Origin of the sequence: Mesorhizobium sp. M4B.F.Ca.ET.143.01.1.1 (assembly GCF_004792275.1) — a bacterium.
In the GTDB taxonomy this organism is placed as follows: Bacteria; Pseudomonadota; Alphaproteobacteria; order Rhizobiales; family Rhizobiaceae; genus Mesorhizobium; species Mesorhizobium abyssinicae.
On the sequence record NZ_SRSR01000003.1, the window covers coordinates 327,447 to 346,228 of the forward strand.

Below are 18,782 nucleotides of genomic sequence, written 5' to 3' on the forward strand. Positions count from 1 at the left end.
CGCAGCAGGCGGCTGGCGCTGTCCTATGCCGCTTGAATGTCTCAGTTTATTCGTTTGCGCATATTCGAATGAAATCTGCGACGCAGTAGCAAATTTGCGTCAAGACTGTCGCTATCGCGCGAACCGCCCTCCTTCCAAAGTTGCACATTCGCCAACATGTTCCCAGTCCAGACCGTCTTTGACATCACGGTCCGGATGCGGAATGTTACAAGGCGGAAAGCCAACAATGGGAGTTAATCATGGCAATCTACAAATCTAACGGTGACCGCGTTCCGGATCACATCCTGGCCATGGCCGAAGAAGCCAAGGCAGGCAAGGTGGACCGCCGCGAATTCCTGGCGCTCGCCAGCGTCTTCGGCGCCACCACGGCGATGGCCTACGGCATGCTCGGCCTCGCCGATCCGACCCCGGCAAGGGCCGAGGACGTGCAGGGCAAGAAGGGCGGCACGCTGAAGGTCGCGCAGTGGATCAAGGATCCTAAGGATCCGCGCAAGGCCGACTGGTCGGAAATCGCCAATGCCGAGCGCCAGGCGCTCGAGCCGCTGGTCAAGTACACCACCGAATATACGTTCCGCCCCTATCTGCTGGAAAGCTGGGACGTGAACGACGACGCCACCGAGTACACGCTGCATGTGCGCAAGGGCGTGACCTGGTCGAACGGCGATGCCTTCACCGCCGATGACGTCATCTTCAACCTGAAGCGCTGGGCCGACAAGAAGGCCGAAGGCAACTCGATGCCTGGCCGTCTCGGCACCCTGGTCAAGGACGACAAGCTGGACGAAAGCGCCGTCACCAAGGTCGACGACCTGACGATCAAGCTGAAGCTCGGCAAGCCCGACATCGCCCTGATCCCGAACATGTGCGACTATCCGGGCCTGATCGTCCACAAGACCTTCGACGAGAAGGGCGGCGATTTCAAAGCCTGCCCGATCGGCACCGGCCCGTTCGAGCTCGTGTCCTACGATGTCGGCCAGAAGGTGGTCTACAAGCGCCGCGAGGACAACAAGTGGTGGGACGGTGAAGTCTTCCTCGACGGCATCGAGTTCATCGACTACGGCACCGATCCGGCGGCCATGGTCAGCGCCTTCGAGGCGGGCGAAGTCCACACCAATTTCGAGACCTCGGCCGACTATGTGTCGATCCTCGACGGCATGGACCTGGTGAAGTCGGAAGTGGTGACGGCGTCGACGATCGTGTGCCGCACCAACGTCAACAACAAGCCGTACGACAACCAGAAGGTCCGCAACGCGCTGCAGCTCGCGGTCGACAACAATGTCGTCCTCCAGCTCGGCTACGGCAATGCGGGCACGGTCGCCGAGAACCATCACGTCTGCCAGATCCATCCGGAATACTTCGAGCTGGCAAAGGTGGCGCGCGATCCGGCCAAGGCCAAGGCACTGCTGGCGGAAGCCGGCCAGGCCGACTTCGAGCATGAGCTGATCACGGTCGACGAGGACTGGCACAAGAACACCGGCGATGCGATCGCCGCGCAGATGCGCGACGCCGGCATCAAGGTGAAGCGCACGGTGCTGCCGGGCTCGACCTTCTGGAACGACTGGACCAAGTATCCGCTGTCAATGACCAACTGGAACATGCGTCCGCTCGGCGTCCAGGTGCTCGCGATCGGCTACCGCTCCGGCGAGGCGTGGAACGAGACGGCCTTTGCGAACGCCGACTGGGATGCCAAGCTCAATGCCGCGCTGGCCGTCGCCGACGCCGCCAAGCGCAAGGAGATGATGAAGGACATCGAGCAGATCCTGCAGGATTCCGGCGTCATCATCCAGCCCTACTGGCGCAAGCTCTACAGCCACTCGGTCAAGGCGGTGCAGAACTACAAGATGCACCCGACCTTCGAACGCGACTATGGCAAGGTCTGGCTCGACCAGGCGTGATCGGACCGATTGGGGAAGGGGCTTGCCCCTTCCCCTCACTCCCCGCACAATGCAGGAACCGGAAGCCGGCGCCTTGAGACGGCGTGGATTCATCCGGCAACGGCGTGCAACGAAAAACAGGGTTGATCGCATCCGAGGGTCCGTTTGAAAGGCAGCCCGGCCGCTAGAGGCCGATCTGGTTCGCAGACAGGCTCCAACCCCAACCAGACCGGCAGGGGGCCGCCATGCTTTCTTTCATCCTCAGGCGTCTTGGCACGATGGCATTGACGATGCTGTGCCTGACACTGATCGTCTTCTTCCTGATCAATCTCAACCCGAACCTGAAGAAGCTGGCGATCAGCCAGACCGAAATGCACACATCTGCCGAGCAGCTCGAGGACTGGCTGGTCAACCACGGCTACCGGCAGAATTTCTTCGTCCGCTATGGCCAGTGGCTGGGCGTGCTGCCCAAGCAGCCGGTGACCGACCCGGCGACGGGCAAGCCGACGCAGCGTTTCGCCTTCTGCAACGATCCGGTCGAGCCGACATTCTCCGGCGTGCTGCAGGGCGATTTCGGCTGTTCGACCAAGTTCAAGACGACCGTGGCTTCGAAGCTGTTTCCGGCGCTCAGCGCCACCGGCATCCTGATGTTATGCGTGCTTGCGGTGATGGTGCCGATCTCGCTCTTGATCGGCATCCTGGCCGGCATGCGCGAGGGCTCGCGCACCGACCGCACGCTGTCGGTCGCCTCGATCGCATCGACGGCGACGCCGGAATATGTTTCCGGCGTCATCTTCACCGTCATCTTCGCGTCCTGGCTCGGCTGGCTGAACGGCTCGGCCGCCTCGGCTAGCCAAGGCATCACCTTCTATAATTTCACGCTGCCTGTGATGACGCTGGCGATCTACGGCATCGGTTACATTGCCCGCATGACCCGCGCCTCGATGGTCGAGGTGATGACGCAGCAATATATCCGCACGGCTCGCCTCAAGGGCCTCTCCTTCGGCAGCGTGGTAGTCAAGCACGCGCTGCGCAACGCGCTGATCGCGCCGTTCACCGTCATCATGCTGCAATTCCCCTGGCTGCTCACCGGCGTCGTCATCGTCGAGGTGATGTTCCGCTACCAGGGCTTCGGCTACACGCTGGTGGAGGCTGCCGGCAACAACGACATCGACCTTCTGCTCGGCTGCTCGCTGGTCTCGGTGTTCATCGTCTTGATCACGCAGCTCATCTCCGATGTCGGCTACGCGTTTCTCAATCCGCGCATCAGAGTTCAGTAGGGGGCGAAGCGGATGCAGCTCGAATATATCAGTGCCTTCAATGTCGTGCTCGGCGTCATCTCGCGGTTCTGGCCGGTCTGGATAGCGCTCGCCATCGTCCTGGGGGCGAGCTTCGTCTACAAGAAGAAGCTCGGCCTCTACGGCCAGCTCTTCGACAGCGGCGTCGGCATCGTCGGCGTCGGCATCTGCCTGTTCTGGCTGTTCACGGCGATCTTCGCTTCGACCATCTCGCCCTTCGATCCGCTGGCGCAGGTGCCGGTGATGAAGGACGCGCTGCCTGGCGCGATCGAGCCGACCTCGAAGCTCATCTACTATTTCGGCGGCGACAAGCTCGCCCGCGACGTGTTCTCGCGCATGGTGTTCGGCAGCCAGATCGTGCTGATCATCGCGCCGGCGGCCACCGGCTTCGCGCTGATGGTCGGCATCACGCTCGGCCTGCCGGCCGGGTACTATGGCGGCAGGATCGACACATTCCTGTCCTTCCTCGCCAATCTGGTGCTCGCCTTCCCAGTGATCCTGCTGTTCTACCTGCTGGTGACGCCCGGCATCATGGACACGCCGATCCCCTATGCGATGGCCGGGCTGTTTTTCCTGTTCCCGATCATCTTCTTCAGCGTGCTGTTCTGGACCCGCTACAAGAACCGCCCCGACCGCCTCTATATCCTGCTCGGGCTGACGCTCGTCATCGGCGGCTGGATCTATGCCGGCCTTGTCTTCGACGCCGATCCGCTGAAGATCGTGCATATCGATCCCAACCAGCTCAACATCTTCGTGGCGGTGGTGTTCGCTTCCAGCCCCGGCGTGTTCCGCATCGTGCGCGGACTGACCATGGACATCAAGACGCGCGACTATGTGGCGGCGGCGCAGACGCGCGGTGAATCGCCGTGGTACATCATGCTGTGGGAGATCCTGCCCAACGCCCGCGGGCCGCTGATCGTCGATGCCTGCCTGCGTATCGGCTACACCACGATCCTGCTCGGCACGCTCGGCTATTTCGGCCTCGGACTGGCGCCAGAGAGCCCGGACTGGGGCACGGCGATCAAGGACGCCAGCCGGCTGCTGCGCTCCTTCATCCACCCGGCGCTGCCGCCGACGATCGCGCTGATGTCGTTCGTGCTGGGGCTGAACCTTCTGGCCGATTCCCTGCGCGAACAGTCGATGAAGGATTGATGGCGGGGTCGAAGGCCCCCAAGCATGATCCCGAAAAGTGGTACCCGGTTTTCGGATATGATCATGCTCAACTAGAGACCAAGGATTGGAGCGACCCATGAACGAGGCAGTTCGAAATCCCGGCAAGCCGACCCCTGGGCCGATCATCGAGATCGAGAACCTGTCGATCTCATTCTTCACGCGCAAGGGCGAGATACCGGCCGTCATGGACTTTTCCTGCACGGTCATGCCTGGCGAGGCGATGGGCATCGTCGGCGAGTCCGGCTGCGGCAAGTCGACCGTGTCGCTCGGCATCATGCGCGACCTTTCCAATATCGGAAAGATCGTCGGCGGCAAGATCAAGTTCCAGGGCAAGGACATGGGCGAATTGTCCGAGGATGAGCTGCGCGCCATCCGCGGCAACAAGATCGCCATGATCTACCAGGAGCCGATGGCGAGCCTTAACCCGGCGATGAAGATCGGCCAGCAGCTGATGGAAGTGCCGCTGATCCACGACAAGGTGTCGAAGGAGGAGGCCTACAGCAGAGCGCTGGAAATGGTGCGCGCGGTGAAGCTGCCGGATCCCGAGCGCATGATGCGCTCCTACCCGCACCAGCTCTCGGGCGGCCAGCAGCAGCGCATCGTCATCGCCATGGCGCTGTTGTCGAAGCCGGCGCTGCTTCTGCTCGACGAGCCGACCACGGCGCTCGACGTGACGGTGGAGGCGGGCATCGTCGACCTGGTCAAGGGGCTGGGCGAGAAGTTCGGCACCTCGATGATCTTCGTGTCGCACAATCTGGGCCTCATCCTGGAGACCTGCGACAAGATCACGGTGATGTATTCGGGCGAGGCGGTGGAGACCGGCAAGATCAAGGACGTGTTCGACCGGATGCGCCACCCCTATACGCAAGGCCTGTTCCGCTCGATCCCGCTGCCCGGCGCCGACAAGAATTCCCGGCCGCTGATCTCGATCCCCGGCCAGTTGCCGTTGCCGCACGAGCGGCCGAAGGGCTGCAACTTCGGCCCGCGCTGCCACCATTTCGTCGAGGGCGTCTGCAACGCCGCCGAAATCCCGATGATCGCAGTCGATGGCCATGAGGGCCATTTCTCGCGCTGCGTGCGCTTCAACGAGATCGACTGGGAGGCGCTGCCACCGGGCGCCAAGAAGGTCAATGAGAAGGTCGAGCCCGGCGCGCCCGTGCTCAAGATCCAGGACCTCAAGAAATACTACAGGGTCGGCGGCAGCGAAGTGTTCGGCTCGAGCGAGGGCCGCGTCGTCAAGGCCAACGAGACGATCTCCTTCGAGGCGCGCGAATCCGAGACGGTGGCCATCGTCGGCGAATCCGGCTGCGGAAAGTCGACGCTGGCCAAGGTGCTGCTCGGGCTGGAGACCGCGAGCTCCGGCAGCGTGACGCTCGGCAACAAGGAGATCCAGTCGACCGGCATCGAGAGCCGCAACGTCGAGACGGTGTCGTCGATCCAGATGGTGTTCCAGAACCCGTTCGATACGCTGAACCCCAGCCACTCGGTCGGCTCGCAGATCATCCGCACGCTGGAAAAATTCAATGTCGGCAAGACGGTGGCCGAGCGCCGCAAGCGAATGCTGGAGCTGCTCGACCTGGTGAAGCTGCCGAGGGCCTTCGAGACCCGCAAGCCGCGCCAGCTTTCGGGCGGCCAAAAACAGCGCATCGGCGTGGCGCGCGCCTTTGCCGGTGACGCCAAGGTGGTGGTGGCCGACGAGCCGGTTTCGGCGCTCGACGTCTCGGTGCAGGCGGCGGTGACCGAGCTGCTGATGGACATCCAGCGCAAGAACAAGACGACGATGCTGTTCATCAGCCACGATCTGTCGGTGGTGCGCTACATCGCCGACCGCGTCGTCGTCATGTATCTCGGCTATATCGTCGAGCAGGGGACGACCGACCAGATCTTCTCGCCGCCCTACCATCCCTATACCGAGGCGCTGCTATCGGCGATCCCGATCGCCGATACCAGCGTGGTCAAGAAGCACATCGTGCTCGAGGGCGACATTCCGTCGGCGATGAACCCGCCGACCGGATGTCCGTTCCAGACGCGCTGCGGCTACAAGAAGCTGGTGCCGGACAATCTGTGCGAGACCAAGGTGCCGCCGGTGAAGAACCTCGGCGACGGCCATATGAGCCTGTGCTGGCTTGCCGATGACGTGCTGGCGAAGATGGATCAGGTGATCAAGTTCGACAAGGAGCACGCCGCGCATGAGGGCGTGCCGGAAGATGTGCACGGCGCGGGGCCGGGTTTGACAGGAACGGCTCCCAACCGGCCGCGTGGCAAATCGTCGACTCCCGAAGCGGACCAGATCGGCGAGGCCGTGGAGCAGGACCAGGCTGGAATGCGAGCCCGTCGCAACAAAGTGCGCGACGAGACTTCCGAAACCGGTGCTAAAAAGCCGAAAGATACGACAAGGCGGCACTAATACCGGAAGGGGCTAGTTTCCACATTGCCGTAGCTGCGCCGCATAGTCCCGCGCCATCTTCTCGGTGGCGCGGGCGTAGTTCTGCACGCCGGCATCGCCGCGATTGCCGCGACCGTACGCCGTCCAGCCAAGATAATAGGCGAGATAAAGATTGTAGGTGTCGGTGCGGGCGACGCCGTAGGTGTCGGCGGTCTTGGAATGATACCAGCCGACGAAGTCGACCGCGTCGGCAAAGCGGGTGCGGCGCGCCGCCCAATTGCCGGTCTCGCTCTGGTACTGCGACCAGGTGCCGTCGAGCGCCTGCGAGAAGCCCGTGGCCGACGAGACGTGCTTCCACGGAATGAAGCCGAGCAGCTTGGTGCGTGGCGGCCTGGCGTTGCTCTTGAAGCCGGATTCCTTGCGCACCGTCGCCATCAGCACCGGCAACGGCACGCCATATTTCTGCTCGGCGCGCTCGGCCGCCGCCTGCCAGTTGTCGAACCAGCCGTCATTCTGGTCGAAGACGGCGCAGACGTCGTTGATATGGCTCGGCGGCGTCGCGCAGGCCGAAAGCGCCAACGCCAGCAGCACGGTGACGGCTACAATTTTACTAAAACTCGACCTACGCATCGGCAGACGAATAGGCCGAAAACATAAAGGGATTCTTGCGGCGTTTCTTAACGGCTGGCGAGCCATCGTCGCCGCTCCGGGCCGGTATTATAATTTCGACTCTCGATGTCGCTTTTGTCGCAATGGAATTCCAGAAATGCCGCCTTGGCTAAAATCACGCCTGCAAATGGCGGATTTCTGACAGCCGCGCTTTCGTGCCGGCGCTCTGATGTGCGGCATGATCGAACCAAGACGCAAGCGCGGCACTGAGCGAACCAGCAACCGGGGGCCGTCCGCGATCCCGCAATTGCCGGCAAGGCGGGTGACCAACCCCTATCCGCCGATGGCGCTGCTCTCGGCCGACCAGATCGAGGCGATCCATGAAGCCTCGATGCACATCCTTGAAAATTTCGGCATCGAGGTGATGAGCCCACGGGCGCTGGCGCTGTTCGAAAAGGCGGGTGCCAGGGTCGATCACGCATCGATGAATGTCCGCATCGATCGCGGCATGGTCGCCGAGGCACTGAAGACGACGCGTGCCAGCTACGCGCTTACCCCACGCAACTCGGCCCACGCCATCCATCTCGGCGGCAACACGATCAATTTCACGCTCGTCGCCGGGCCGCCCAACGTGCACGACATGGAGCGTGGCCGCCGCGCCGGCAATTTGCGCGACTATCAAGACCTCGTGCGGCTGGCGCAGCATTTCAACTGCGTCCACATGCTCGGCAACCAGGTTTGCGCGCCGATCGAACTGCCGGCCAATTCGCGCCATCTCGACACCTACTTCGCCAACCTGACGCTGACCGACAAATGCTTCCATGTCTCGGCGATTGGCCGGGGGAGGGCGCTCGACGGCATCGAGATGATGGCGATCGCGCGGGGGCTGACGCTTGATCAGATGCGCGACGACCCGGGCATCGCCACCATCATCTCGGTCAACTCGCCGCGCCGTTTTGACGAGATGATGGCCGAGGGTCTGATGACCATGGCCGAGTTCGGCCAGTCGGTGGCGGTGACGCCGTTCACGCTGATGGGGGCGATGAGCCCGGTGACGCTGGCCGGCGCGCTGGCGCAGCAGAACGCCGAGGCGCTGTTCGGCGTCGTGCTGACGCAGCTCGTCCGGCCCGGCGCGCCGGTCATGTATGGCGCCTTCACTTCCAATGTCGACATGAGGTCGGGCGCCCCGGCTTTCGGCACGCCGGAAAATACCAAGGCCAATATCGCCTCCGGGCAACTGGCGCGGCGCTATGATTTGCCGTACCGCACGACGCCGGGTTCGGCCTCCAACGCCGCCGACGCGCAAGGCGCCTACGAGACGCTGATGGCGCTATGGGGCGCGGTGCTCGGCCACGGCAACCTCGTCTACCACGCCGCCGGCTGGCAGGAGGGCGGGCTGACGGCATCGTTCGAGAAGTTCATCATCGACGTCGAGATGATCCAGCACATGATGGAGTTTCTGCGCCCGATCGTTGTCGACGAAGGGGAGCTCGCGGTCGAGGCATTGGGCGCGGTGCCGACCGGCGGCCATTTCTTCGGCGAGCCGCATACGCTGGAGCGCTACGCCACCGCCTTCTACCAGCCGATGCTTTCCAACTGGCAGAATTACGAAGCCTGGCAGGAAGCCGGTGGCCTCGACGCGACCGCGCGCGCAACGCGGCTGTGGAAGAAGGCGCTGGAGGAGTATGCTGAGCCGGCGATGGATCCTGCCGTGCGCGAGGCGCTCGAAGCCTATATGGCGCGCCGCAAGGAAGCGATCGGGCAGGGCGAGCCGTGACTTCAGCGCCGGCGCGAGGCGCTGCCTTTCCGATTCATCTTATCTTCCTAAACCGCTGAATTAACGAGAAAAAACCCATGAAATCGCATGCAAAGGTCGTGGTCATTGGCGGCGGTGTCGTCGGATGCTCGGTGCTGTTCCATCTGGCTCGCCACGGCTGGACCGATGTCGTACTGCTGGAGCGCGACGAACTGACCTCGGGCTCGACCTGGCACGCGGCCGGCGGCATGCACACCATCAATGGCGACCCCAACGTCGCCAAGCTGCAGAAATACACGATCTCGCTCTACAAGGAGATCGAGGAATTGTCCGGCCAGGCGACCGGCGTGCACCTGACCGGCGGCGTGCTGCTGGCGGCAACCGAGGCGCGGCTCGACTGGCTGCGCGGTGTCGTCGCCAAGGGCCGCTATCTCGGCATCGACCTAGAAGAGATCTCGCCCAACGAAGCAGCCGAGCTGATGCCGCTGCTCGATCCAAAGCAATTCGTCGGCGCCGTGCGCAACAAGGAGGACGGGCATCTCGATCCGTCCGGCGTGACGCATGCCTATGCCAAGGCGGCCCGGAAACTGGGTGCGGAGGTCGAGCGCTTCACCAAGGTCGAGGACATCGTGCGCCGGCCCGACGGCTCATGGCGCGTCATCACCAACAAGGGCGAGGTGGTGGCCGAGCATGTCGTCAATGCCGGCGGCCTGTGGGCGCGCGAGGTCGGCCGCATGGTCGGCCTCGAACTGCCGGTGCTCGCCATGGAGCACATGTACCTGATCACCGAGGACATGCCCGAGGTCGCCGCCTGGAACCAGAGGACCGGCACCGAGATCATCCATGCGGTCGATTTCGACGGCGAGCTCTATCTGCGCCAGGAGCGCGGCGGCATGCTGATGGGTACCTACGAGAAGGCCAACAAGCCGTGGTCCGAGTTCCAGACCCCGTGGAATTTCGGCCATGAACTGCTGGAGCCGGACATCGATCGCATCGCGCCGTCGCTGGAAGTCGGCTTCCGGCATTTCCCCGCCTTCCAGAACACCGGCATCAAGCAGATCATCAACGGCCCCTTCACCTTCGCGCCGGATGGCAATCCGCTGGTCGGGCCGGTGCGTGGCCTGCCGGGCTTCTGGGTCGCCTGCGGCGTCATGGCTGGTTTCTCGCAGGGTGGTGGCGTCGGGCTGGCGCTGTCCAACTGGATGATCGAGGGCGACCCCGGCGCCGACATCTGGGCCATGGATGTCGCGCGCTACGGCGACTGGGCGACAATGGCCTACACCAATGCCAAGGTGCGCGAAAATTATTCGCGGCGCTTCTCGATCCGCTTCCCCAACGAGGAACTGCCGGCCGGACGGCCGCTGAAGACGACGCCGGTCTATGACGCCCTCTCGGCCAAGGGCGCGCAATGGGGCGTGTCCTACGGGCTGGAGGTGCCGCTCTGGTATGCCCCTGACGGCGTCAGGGACGAGTTCTCTTGGCGGCGCTCGAGCGATTTCGACCATGTCGCGAAGGAAGTGGCGGCGGTGCGCGGCGGCGTCGGCCTGGCGGAGATTTCCAACTTCGCCAAATACGCGGTGACCGGCGAGGGCGCAGCCGCCTGGCTCGACCGCATGCTGGCCTGCAAGCTGCCGAAGCGCGGCCGCATGACGCTGGCGCCGATGCTGAAGAATGACGGCAGGCTGATCGGCGATTTCACGCTGGCCAACATCGACGACGGCGAGTGGTTCATCGCCGGCTCCGGCATCGCCGAGCAATACCATATGCGCTGGTTCGAGGCGCATCTGCCGAAGAACGGTTCGGTGCGCATCGAGGCGCTGGGACAGAAGTTGACCGGGCTGGCCATCGCCGGACCGAAGGCGCGGGATGTTCTGGCGAAAGTGACGCGCGCGGATGTCGCCAACGCCGCATTCCCCTTCATGGTGGTGGCCAGGATGGACATCGGCATGGCGCCGTGCCTGGTCGGCCGCGTCAGCTATACCGGCGATCTCGGCTACGAGATCTGGGTGGCGCCGGAGTATCAGCGCGCCGCCTTCGGGGCGTTGATGGCGGCGGGCGAGGAATTCGGCATCGGCCTGTTCGGGTCGCGCGCGCTCAATGCGCTGCGGCTGGAGAAAAACAATGGCTCATGGGCGCGCGAGTACCGGCCGATCTACGGGCCGCTGGAGGCCGGCCTCGACCGCTTCGTGGCCTACGGCAAGGAGGCGGACTTCATCGGCAAGGCGGCGGCACTGGCCGAACGCAAGCAGGGCGGCAAGCTCCGGCTGCGCGCCTTCATCGTCGAGGCGGATGATGCCGACGTCATCGGCGACGAGCCGATCTGGTTCGACGGCACCGTGCGCGGCTGGGTCACCTCGGGCGGCTACGCGCATCACGCGAAAAGGTCGGTCGCCATGGGCTATGTGCCGAAGGAGATCGCCGACGAGGCCGACGGCTTCGAGATCGAGATTCTGGGCAAGCGCCATGGCGCGCGCATCCAATCGGCGCCGCTGTTCGACGCCAATTTCGAGCGGATGCGCGCCTGAAACCAGGCGCGCATCCGTTTCGCAGGTCACGCGTTGCGGCGGTTGTCCAGCGCGAAGGCGCCGGCGCCGGCAAACACCAGATAGAGGAAGATGAAGCAGAACGAGATCGCCGAGTCGCCGCCATTGTTGACCGGGAAGAAGTCGCGCGGCGCATGCGCCATGAAATAGGCGATCGCCATCTCGCCAGCCAGAAGGAACGCCACCGGCCTGGTGAACAACCCCAGGGCCAGAAGGATGCCGCCGGCGAATTCAAGGATGCCGGCAGCCAGAGGCAACCCGCTCAAGGCACCAGCGTGCTCGCCGACAGGGAAATTGAACAGTTTCTGGGTGCCATGCTCGATGAATTGCAGCGCAGTCACGATGCGCAGCACGCCGAGCGCCTGTGGCCGGTACTGGGAAAGACCTTCGAAAAGCTTCATCTAAAACTCCATTTTGCCTCCCCGCCTGGCCATAAAATATCGCCCGGCAATGGACCACTCACTTCCGATGCCCTGCCTTCAACAATCGGTGAGTGAAAATGGTTTCATCTCCCAAAAATATTTCCCTTCATGGTTGCATAATTATCGCTATGGTTGTATTGATGCCGGTATGCCAACCATCCGAGTTCCCTTCGCCATGAAAACAATCGTCATCAGCCTGTTCGCAATCCTTGCAGGCACCAGCTTCGCCATGGCTGCCGACAGCGGCTGTGATGCCTTCAAATGGCTGGTGGCACGCGAGCAGGCACTGTTTGCGGCAGCGCCGGCCGCGCAGTCCGGCGCTGCCCTGACGGTCGGCCAGGCGATGGATTTCACGCTCGCAGCGGTCGACACGGTCAGTTTTGAAGTGCCACCGGACCGTGCGCCGGCAGCCGGCACGTTCGGCGCGACCGCAAGCATCGTCGTGCCGCCTGAAGGAGAGCTGCAGGTTAGCCTGTCGGATGAGGCCTGGATCGATATCGTGCAGGACGGCCATGCCGTGAAGTCGGCTGGGTTCAGCGGTGTGAAGACCTGCCCGGGCATTCGCAAGAGCGTGCGCTTCAAGCTGTCGGCCGGCCCGGCCACCGTCCAGCTCAGCGGCAGCAAGAAGGCCGACCTCAAAGTCGCCGTTCTGACGCCGGAGTAACGCACTAGGGTGAGGTCGGCGGGACGGCGCCCTCTCTGTCTTGCCCGTCCTCCGCAGTAGTTGCGGAGGAGGGCCGGACAATCCGCCCAAGCGGGAGATCGGCTGTTGCTGCCGCTTTCACCAATCGCAATGCGGTGGTTTTACCGCATCGGCGCGATGAGCGCGAAATGCGCGCCTTGCGGATCCGTGCATTGCACGATCCAATCGCCGCCGGGCACCTCCATTGGGCCCATGATAACCTTGCCGCCATTGTCGGTCACGCGCTTGGCCGCGGCGTCGATGGCGGCGACGTTGAAGTAGAACTGCCAGACCGGCACAGGGATCTGTTCGGGCTTATTCATCATGCCGCCGACGGGCTCGCCGCCAAAAGCGAAGACCTGGTAGGTGCCCATCGCCGGGCCCATGTCGAAGTCGCCGGCCTTTGTCCAGCCGAACTGCTCGGCATAGAAATCGAAGGCTGCCGTCCAGTCCGTCGTGTAGAGCTCATGCCAGCCGATGTGGCCTGGCGTTCGCGCCGGCACCGGCGGCTGATCGGGCTGGTTCGGCTGCAGGAACATGAAGGTCGCGCCTTGCGGATCGGCAACGACGGCGAAGCGCCCGACGCCCGGAATGTCGTCGGGTGCGCGGTGCACGGTGCCGCCCGCGTCCTTGAGCGACGCGGTCGCGCCGTCGGCATCCTTGCTATGGATATAGCCGAGCCAGGCGGGCGGCATGCCCATCTTGGCGGCATCCTCGGGCAGCGTCATCAAGCCCGCGACGCCGCGCTCGCCGACATTCATGACGATGTAGCGCGGCATGCCGGGCGAGGTATCGAAGGGTTGCCCCTTCCAGCCGACAACGGCTGTGTAGAAGGCCTCGGCGGCGTCGAGGTCGGTGGTCATCAACTCGTACCAGAAGAACGGCATCGGGGATTTCGGCATCGTCATGCTCCTTCGGTTTCCTCGGTTGATCGTCTCGTGACCGATCTTAGGACGATCCCGGCGACAGGAATCCGACATGGGCCGGAAATCGACGGCGGCAAGGCACTGTGCCTGCAATCTTGCGCGCCATGCGGTTTTCGCCTTTGCTTGTCCGTCAATGAGGGGATCACGATCCATGCGGCAGATGTCGCTCACGCCGGAGCTTGTGGCGCTCTGTCATCGGGAGGAAGCCGATCCAGGTCCGGACGGCAGCTGGACGCAATTGAACGACGATGATTTCCGCGCGCTTGCCGAGCGTCTGTCAGGCGAAGCCGACGAAGGGCCGCTGTGGGTGTTCGCCTATGGCTCGCTGATCTGGAAGCCGGCCTTCGATTCCGTCGAGCAGCAGCGCGCCTCGGCCCATGGCTGGCATCGGTCGTTCTGCCTCGACATGGTTCGCTGGCGCGGCAGCGCCGCGCAGCCCGGGCTGATGATGGCGCTGGAACGGGGTGGCCGCTGCGACGGCGTCATCTATCGCCTGCCGGACGGTGACAAGCCGGCCCAGATCGAAAGGCTGCTGCGGCGCGAGATCGATGATCACGAAAGCGTCGCCTCGGTCCGCTGGGTTCCGGTGCGCACCGCGCAGGGGCCGCGCAAGGCGCTGGGCTTTTGGGTCGGGGTGACCGGCAGGGGTACCTCGCTCGGGCAGCCGCTGGAGACGGTGGCGCATGTGCTGGCCCGTGCCTGCGGCCATGTCGGCTCCGGCGCCGAATATCTCTACAACACCGTCAGTCACCTCGAGACGTTCGGCATCCACGACCGCAATCTGTGGCGGCTCCAGGAACTGGTCGCGGACGAGATCAGGTCGATCCATGGCCCGGGCAGCGAAAGCGCCGGGTCATTCGAGCCCTCCGTGCTTGCCATAACATGAGTATAATTATCATGTTTTTATAGAGCCTTTTCAGCGACTTGGCCGAAAATTGACCAATTGATAAAAAAATAAAACGTGCTAGCCTTCCCCAAAACAAAACAAGGGGAACCGGAATGGCGACTGGTCATTTCAAAGAGGGCATAGCCGGCGGCCGGCTGTCGTCCGAACAGTATGCCGACAATTTTTCCGACCTGCATCCGCCGCTCGACCATCACGAGGCGCTGGTCGAAAGCGATCGCTGCTATTTCTGCTACGATGCGCCGTGCATGAATGCGTGCCCGACCTCGATCGACATTCCGCTGTTCATCCGCCAGATCTCGACCGGCAATCCGCTCGGCTCGGCCAAGACCATCTTCGACCAGAACATCCTTGGCGGCATGTGCGCCCGCGTCTGCCCGACCGAGACGCTTTGCGAGGAAGTCTGCGTGCGCGAGGTGGCCGAGGGCAAGCCGGTGCAGATCGGCCGGCTGCAGCGCTACGCCACCGATGTCGCAATGAGCGAGGACAGGCAGTTCTATGCGCGCGCCGAACCGACCGGAAAATCTGTCGCCGTCGTCGGCGCCGGGCCGGCCGGGCTTGCCGCCGCGCACAGGCTCGCGCGCCATGGCCATGACGTGACCATCCTTGAGGCGCGGCCGAAGGCCGGGGGCCTCAACGAATACGGCATCGCCGCCTACAAGAGCGTCGACAATTTCGCCCAGGCCGAGGTCGACTACGTCACCGCGATCGGCGGCATCGACATCCAGAACGGCAAGGCGCTCGGCCGCGACTACCAGCTCTCCGACCTGATCCGGAACTACGATGCCGTGTTCCTCGGCATGGGGCTTGGCGGCGTCAACGCGCTGCGCACCGACGGCGAGGGCAGCGATGGGGTCACCAACGCGGTGGAGTTCATCGCCGAACTGCGTCAGGCCAGCGATCTTTCCGGCCTGCCGGTCGGCCGGCGCGTCGTCGTCATCGGCGGCGGCATGACGGCGATCGACGCCGCGGTGCAGTCGAAGCTGCTCGGCGCCGAGGAGGTGACGATCTGCTACCGGCGCGGCCAGGCGCACATGAATGCCTCCGGCTTCGAGCAGGATCTGGCCGCTGCCAATGGCGTCACCATCCGCCACTGGCTGCAGCCCAAGCGCGTCATCGCCGAGAACGGCAAGGTGTCGGCGATCGAGCTCGAATATACGGCGATGGACGGTGACAAGCTGGCCGGCACCGGCGAGCGGCTCACGCTCGCGGCCGACCAGGTGTTCAAGGCGATCGGCCAGAGCTTTGTCCCGGCCGCGCTGAACGGCAGCGGCGCCGAGATCGAGCTGGAAGGCGGCCGCATCAAGGTCGATGCCGAGGGCCGCACCTCGCTGGCCAAGGTTTGGGCCGGCGGCGACTGCATCTTCGGCGGCGACGACCTCACCGTTTCGGCGGTGGCGCAAGGCCGCGACGCGGCCGAAAGCATCAACCGGGCACTGACCTCTAACGGGAGGGCATGAGCATGGCAGATATCAGGAACAATTTCGTCGGCATCAAGTCGCCCAATCCGTTCTGGCTGGCCTCGGCGCCGCCGACCGACAAGGCCTACAATGTCATCCGCGCCTTCCAGGCGGGCTGGGGCGGCGTGGTCTGGAAGACGCTCGGCGAGGAGGGGCCGCCGGTGGTCAACGTCAACGGCCCGCGCTACGGCGCGATCTGGGGCGCCGACCGCCGCCTGCTCGGCCTCAACAACATCGAGCTGATCACCGACCGCGAGCTGCAGACCAATCTGCGCGAGATCAAGCAGGTCAAGCAGGACTGGCCGGACCGCGCCGTCGTCGTCTCGCTGATGGTGCCCTGCGTCGAGGAAAGCTGGAAGGCGATCCTGCCGGTGGTCGAGGAGACCGGAGCCGACGGTATCGAGCTCAATTTCGGCTGCCCGCACGGTATGTCGGAACGCGGCATGGGCTCGGCGGTCGGCCAGGTGCCGGAATATATCGAAATGGTGGTGCGCTGGTGCAAGGCAAACACCCGCATGCCGGTCATCACCAAGCTGACGCCCAACATCACCGACATCCGCAAGCCGGCTCGCGCGGCACATGCCGGCGGCACCGACGCGGTGTCGCTGATCAACACCATCAATTCGATCACAGGCGTCGATCTCGACAGTTTCGCGCCGCAGCCGACCATCGACGGCAAGGGCTCGCATGGCGGCTATTGCGGCCCGGCGGTGAAGCCGATCGCCATGAACATGGTGGCCGAGATCGCGCGCGATGCCGAGACCCGCGGCCTGCCGATCTCCGGCATCGGCGGCATCACCACATGGCGCGACGCGGCGGAATTCATGGCGCTCGGCGCCGCCAATGTGCAGGTCTGCACGGCGGCGATGACCTACGGCTTCAAGATCGTACAGGAGATGATCGCGGGCCTCGAGAACTGGATGGACGAGAAGGGCCACGCCTCGCTCGCCGACATCGTCGGCCGCGCCACGCCCAACGTCACCGACTGGCAGTATCTCAACCTCAACTATGTCGCCAAGGCGCGTATCGACCAGGATGCCTGCATCAAATGCGGCCGCTGCCACATCGCCTGCGAGGACACCTCGCACCAGGCGATCACCAACATGGTCAATGGCGCAAGGCATTTCGAGGTGATCGAGGCCGAGTGCGTCGGCTGCAATCTCTGCGTCAATGTCTGCCCGGTCGAGGGCTGCATCACCATGGAGCCGCTGGCCGTCGGCGCGATGGACGAGCGCACCGGCAAGCCGGTGTCGCCGGTCTATGCCAACTGGACGACGCACCCGAACAATCCGATGGCCAAGGCAGCGGCGGAATAGGCTTCTTCCTTATCGGCTTGGCCAAATCGCCCCGTGCTCGCGCGGGGCGATTTTTGTGTGCACGGTCGTCATTCTTTACGCACGACCGTCAACTGTCGAAGTCAGCGCTGCCCCTCATCCGCCCTTCGGGCACCTTCTCCCCGTATAGTGACGGGGAGAAGGAGCTAGCCGCAACCTCGGCGCTTTTCCTGCAATGCCGGTGTTTGGCGAAACCGGCGACGAGAGCGCCCCTCTCCCCGTCCCTGTACGGGGAGAGGATGCCGGCAGGCAGGTGAGGGGCGGCGGCGGCCTTCGTAGAAATTCCACTTCATCTACGGACCCATAGCGGGTTGAAAAGTCCTATTGCAGATTAAAAATATCCACGATAAAAGATATCCATGAACTGGAGCGTGGCATCATGAAACTGGGAGAAGGCGTCGAGGCGGCGATCCACTGCGCCGCGATGCTCGCCGGGGTGGATGGCGCCGCGACGATGCCGGGCGCCGCCTTGGCGGAGGCCTTCGGTGTGTCGCCGAGCTATCTGCTCAAGCATCTCAACATGCTGACGGCCGCGGGCATTCTGGAATCGGTGCCGGGACCGGCCGGCGGCTACCGTCTGGCGAAGCCGTCCGAGCGCATCACGCTGCTCGACATCGTGCTCGCCGTCGAGGGCAGGGAACCTGCCTTCCGCTGCGGCGAGATCCGCCAGCGGGGCCCTGTGCGGCTCGATGCTTCGGCCTATGTGAAGCCATGCGGCATCAATGCCGCGATGCTCAAGGCCGAGCGCGCCTACCGGGCGGCGCTCGCCGAGGTCAGGCTGTCGGCGATCGTGGCTGACTACGTCAGCGAGGCCGATCCGCGCTCGGTCGCGGCGGGATGCGCCTTCGTTGCCCGTTATCAGCGGCCGCAGAAGGTTCATCCAAACCAAGTTCCCCCAAGCAAGAGTGAAAGGTAAGAACCATGAAACAGAGGCTGCAATTCTTCGCCAAGGCGCCCGAGATCATGAAGGCGGTGTCGGCGCTCAACAAGGCGGTCGACGAATGCGGGCTGGAGGTGAGCCTGCTGCATCTGATCAAGCTCAGGGCCTCGCAGATCAACGGCTGCTCCTTCTGCGTCGACATGCACAGCCGCGAAGCGCGGCAGGACGGCGAGAGCGAGCAGCGGCTCTATCTTGTCGCCGCCTGGAAGGAATCGCCGCTGTTTTCCGAACGCGAGCGTGCCGCGCTCGCCTGGACCGAAGCGGTGACGAAGATTTCCGAGAACGGCGTCTCGGACGAGCTCTATGCCCGTACGCTCACGCATTTTTCGGAAGAGGAATTGGTCAAGCTGTCGGTCGCGATCGGCATGATCAACACCTGGAACCGGCTTTGCGTCCCGTTCCAGGCCATTCATCCGACGCAGGCGGCGAAAGCTGCCTGAGCCATCGAGCCAGCGCGCGGGCCGGGAGATCGGCCCCG

At 63.9% G+C, this 18,782-nt stretch carries 15 protein-coding genes; 12 read left to right on the plus strand and 3 right to left on the minus strand.

The genetic code is table 11. The features are described from left to right. Positions 1 to 239: 239 nt before the first annotated feature. The 4 genes from EN786_RS08920 (at position 240) to EN786_RS08935 (ending at position 6,749) form a co-directional block, all read left to right on the plus strand. Positions 240 to 1,892 (plus strand): ABC transporter substrate-binding protein, encoded by a 1,653-nt coding sequence (locus tag EN786_RS08920; protein WP_127286725.1) that lies wholly within the window; start codon positions 240 to 242, stop codon positions 1,890 to 1,892. Between the two features lie 224 nt (positions 1,893 to 2,116). Next, the gene (locus EN786_RS08925; protein ID WP_127311412.1) at positions 2,117 to 3,151 is read left to right on the plus strand and encodes an ABC transporter permease; all 1,035 of its coding nucleotides are present in this window, start codon (positions 2,117 to 2,119) and stop codon (positions 3,149 to 3,151) included. Positions 3,152 to 3,163: 12 nt separating this feature from the next. Next, the gene (locus EN786_RS08930) at positions 3,164 to 4,321 is read left to right on the plus strand and encodes an ABC transporter permease (protein ID WP_127284821.1); all 1,158 of its coding nucleotides are present in this window, start codon (positions 3,164 to 3,166) and stop codon (positions 4,319 to 4,321) included. Positions 4,322 to 4,418: 97 nt separating this feature from the next. Next, entirely contained in the window at positions 4,419 to 6,749 is a 2,331-nt protein-coding gene (locus tag EN786_RS08935; RefSeq protein ID WP_127391207.1) for an ABC transporter ATP-binding protein, read from the plus strand. 12 nt (positions 6,750 to 6,761) lie between these two features. Here EN786_RS08935 and EN786_RS08940 read toward each other — a convergent pair whose 3' ends face one another. After that, positions 6,762 to 7,358 (minus strand): transglycosylase SLT domain-containing protein, encoded by a 597-nt coding sequence (locus tag EN786_RS08940; RefSeq protein WP_127284823.1) that lies wholly within the window; start codon positions 7,356 to 7,358, stop codon positions 6,762 to 6,764. Between the two features lie 217 nt (positions 7,359 to 7,575). On the opposite strand from EN786_RS08940, the gene EN786_RS08945 reads away from it, so the two are divergent. Next, a complete protein-coding gene (locus EN786_RS08945) occupies positions 7,576 to 9,114 on the plus strand; it encodes a trimethylamine methyltransferase family protein (RefSeq protein ID WP_145972924.1) in 1,539 nt (512 codons plus the stop codon). A gap of 77 nt (positions 9,115 to 9,191) precedes the next feature. Next, complete coding sequence (locus tag EN786_RS08950; RefSeq protein WP_127284825.1) at positions 9,192 to 11,618, plus strand: FAD-dependent oxidoreductase; 2,427 nt, start codon at positions 9,192 to 9,194, stop codon at positions 11,616 to 11,618. Positions 11,619 to 11,644: 26 nt separating this feature from the next. Here the strand turns inward: EN786_RS08950 and EN786_RS08955 are convergent, their stop codons facing one another. After that, positions 11,645 to 12,037, minus strand: a complete 393-nt coding sequence (locus tag EN786_RS08955) for a DoxX family protein (RefSeq protein WP_127311135.1) — start codon at positions 12,035 to 12,037, stop codon at positions 11,645 to 11,647. A gap of 196 nt (positions 12,038 to 12,233) precedes the next feature. Between EN786_RS08955 and EN786_RS08960 the strand changes: the two genes are divergently transcribed. Continuing rightward, positions 12,234 to 12,722: a hypothetical protein gene (locus tag EN786_RS08960; RefSeq protein ID WP_127311138.1), complete on the plus strand. Its 489-nt coding sequence runs from the start codon at positions 12,234 to 12,236 to the stop codon at positions 12,720 to 12,722. Between the two features lie 140 nt (positions 12,723 to 12,862). On the opposite strand, the gene EN786_RS08965 is transcribed toward EN786_RS08960, so the two are convergent. Then, the gene (locus tag EN786_RS08965; RefSeq protein WP_127311136.1) at positions 12,863 to 13,642 is read right to left on the minus strand and encodes a VOC family protein; all 780 of its coding nucleotides are present in this window, start codon (positions 13,640 to 13,642) and stop codon (positions 12,863 to 12,865) included. 175 nt (positions 13,643 to 13,817) lie between these two features. Between EN786_RS08965 and EN786_RS08970 the strand changes: the two genes are divergently transcribed. The 5 genes from EN786_RS08970 to EN786_RS08990 all read left to right on the plus strand — a co-directional run bounded on the left by EN786_RS08970 (position 13,818) and on the right by EN786_RS08990 (position 18,744). Beyond that, a complete protein-coding gene (locus EN786_RS08970) occupies positions 13,818 to 14,552 on the plus strand; it encodes a gamma-glutamylcyclotransferase (RefSeq protein ID WP_127311137.1) in 735 nt (244 codons plus the stop codon). A 113-nt stretch (positions 14,553 to 14,665) separates the two neighbouring features. Further along, positions 14,666 to 16,030 carry an NAD(P)-dependent oxidoreductase gene (locus tag EN786_RS08975; protein WP_127391213.1) on the plus strand — a complete coding sequence of 455 codons (1,365 nt, stop codon included), beginning with the start codon at positions 14,666 to 14,668 and terminating at the stop codon, positions 16,028 to 16,030. Between the two features lie 2 nt (positions 16,031 to 16,032). After that, positions 16,033 to 17,346: an NAD-dependent dihydropyrimidine dehydrogenase subunit PreA gene (gene preA / locus EN786_RS08980; RefSeq protein WP_135908232.1), complete on the plus strand. Its 1,314-nt coding sequence runs from the start codon at positions 16,033 to 16,035 to the stop codon at positions 17,344 to 17,346. Positions 17,347 to 17,743: 397 nt separating this feature from the next. Continuing rightward, on the plus strand, positions 17,744 to 18,280 hold the full coding sequence (locus EN786_RS08985; protein ID WP_127312121.1) for an Rrf2 family transcriptional regulator: 537 nt from the start codon (positions 17,744 to 17,746) through the stop codon (positions 18,278 to 18,280). Positions 18,281 to 18,285: 5 nt separating this feature from the next. After that, positions 18,286 to 18,744, plus strand: coding sequence for a carboxymuconolactone decarboxylase family protein (locus tag EN786_RS08990; protein ID WP_127312122.1), 459 nt, complete (start codon positions 18,286 to 18,288; stop codon positions 18,742 to 18,744). The last annotated feature ends 38 nt before the right edge of the window (positions 18,745 to 18,782 follow it).

What these genes read in the sequence shown, in the direction of transcription:
- EN786_RS08955 (WP_127311135.1), bottom strand. Translation starts at nt 12,037, where the DNA reads ATGAAGCTTTTCGAAGGTCTTTCCCAGTACCGGCCACAGGCGCTCGGC.
- EN786_RS08930 (WP_127284821.1), top strand. Translation starts at nt 3,164, where the DNA reads ATGCAGCTCGAATATATCAGTGCCTTCAATGTCGTGCTCGGCGTCATC.
- EN786_RS08965 (WP_127311136.1), bottom strand. Translation starts at nt 13,642, where the DNA reads ATGCCGAAATCCCCGATGCCGTTCTTCTGGTACGAGTTGATGACCACC.
- EN786_RS08950 (WP_127284825.1), top strand. Translation starts at nt 9,192, where the DNA reads ATGAAATCGCATGCAAAGGTCGTGGTCATTGGCGGCGGTGTCGTCGGA.
- EN786_RS08975 (WP_127391213.1), top strand. Translation starts at nt 14,666, where the DNA reads ATGGCGACTGGTCATTTCAAAGAGGGCATAGCCGGCGGCCGGCTGTCG.
- EN786_RS08925 (WP_127311412.1), top strand. Translation starts at nt 2,117, where the DNA reads ATGCTTTCTTTCATCCTCAGGCGTCTTGGCACGATGGCATTGACGATG.
- preA (WP_135908232.1), top strand. Translation starts at nt 16,033, where the DNA reads ATGGCAGATATCAGGAACAATTTCGTCGGCATCAAGTCGCCCAATCCG.
- EN786_RS08985 (WP_127312121.1), top strand. Translation starts at nt 17,744, where the DNA reads ATGAAACTGGGAGAAGGCGTCGAGGCGGCGATCCACTGCGCCGCGATG.
- EN786_RS08970 (WP_127311137.1), top strand. Translation starts at nt 13,818, where the DNA reads ATGCGGCAGATGTCGCTCACGCCGGAGCTTGTGGCGCTCTGTCATCGG.
- EN786_RS08990 (WP_127312122.1), top strand. Translation starts at nt 18,286, where the DNA reads ATGAAACAGAGGCTGCAATTCTTCGCCAAGGCGCCCGAGATCATGAAG.
- EN786_RS08945 (WP_145972924.1), top strand. Translation starts at nt 7,576, where the DNA reads ATGATCGAACCAAGACGCAAGCGCGGCACTGAGCGAACCAGCAACCGG.
- EN786_RS08960 (WP_127311138.1), top strand. Translation starts at nt 12,234, where the DNA reads ATGAAAACAATCGTCATCAGCCTGTTCGCAATCCTTGCAGGCACCAGC.
- EN786_RS08940 (WP_127284823.1), bottom strand. Translation starts at nt 7,358, where the DNA reads ATGCGTAGGTCGAGTTTTAGTAAAATTGTAGCCGTCACCGTGCTGCTG.
- EN786_RS08935 (WP_127391207.1), top strand. Translation starts at nt 4,419, where the DNA reads ATGAACGAGGCAGTTCGAAATCCCGGCAAGCCGACCCCTGGGCCGATC.
- EN786_RS08920 (WP_127286725.1), top strand. Translation starts at nt 240, where the DNA reads ATGGCAATCTACAAATCTAACGGTGACCGCGTTCCGGATCACATCCTG.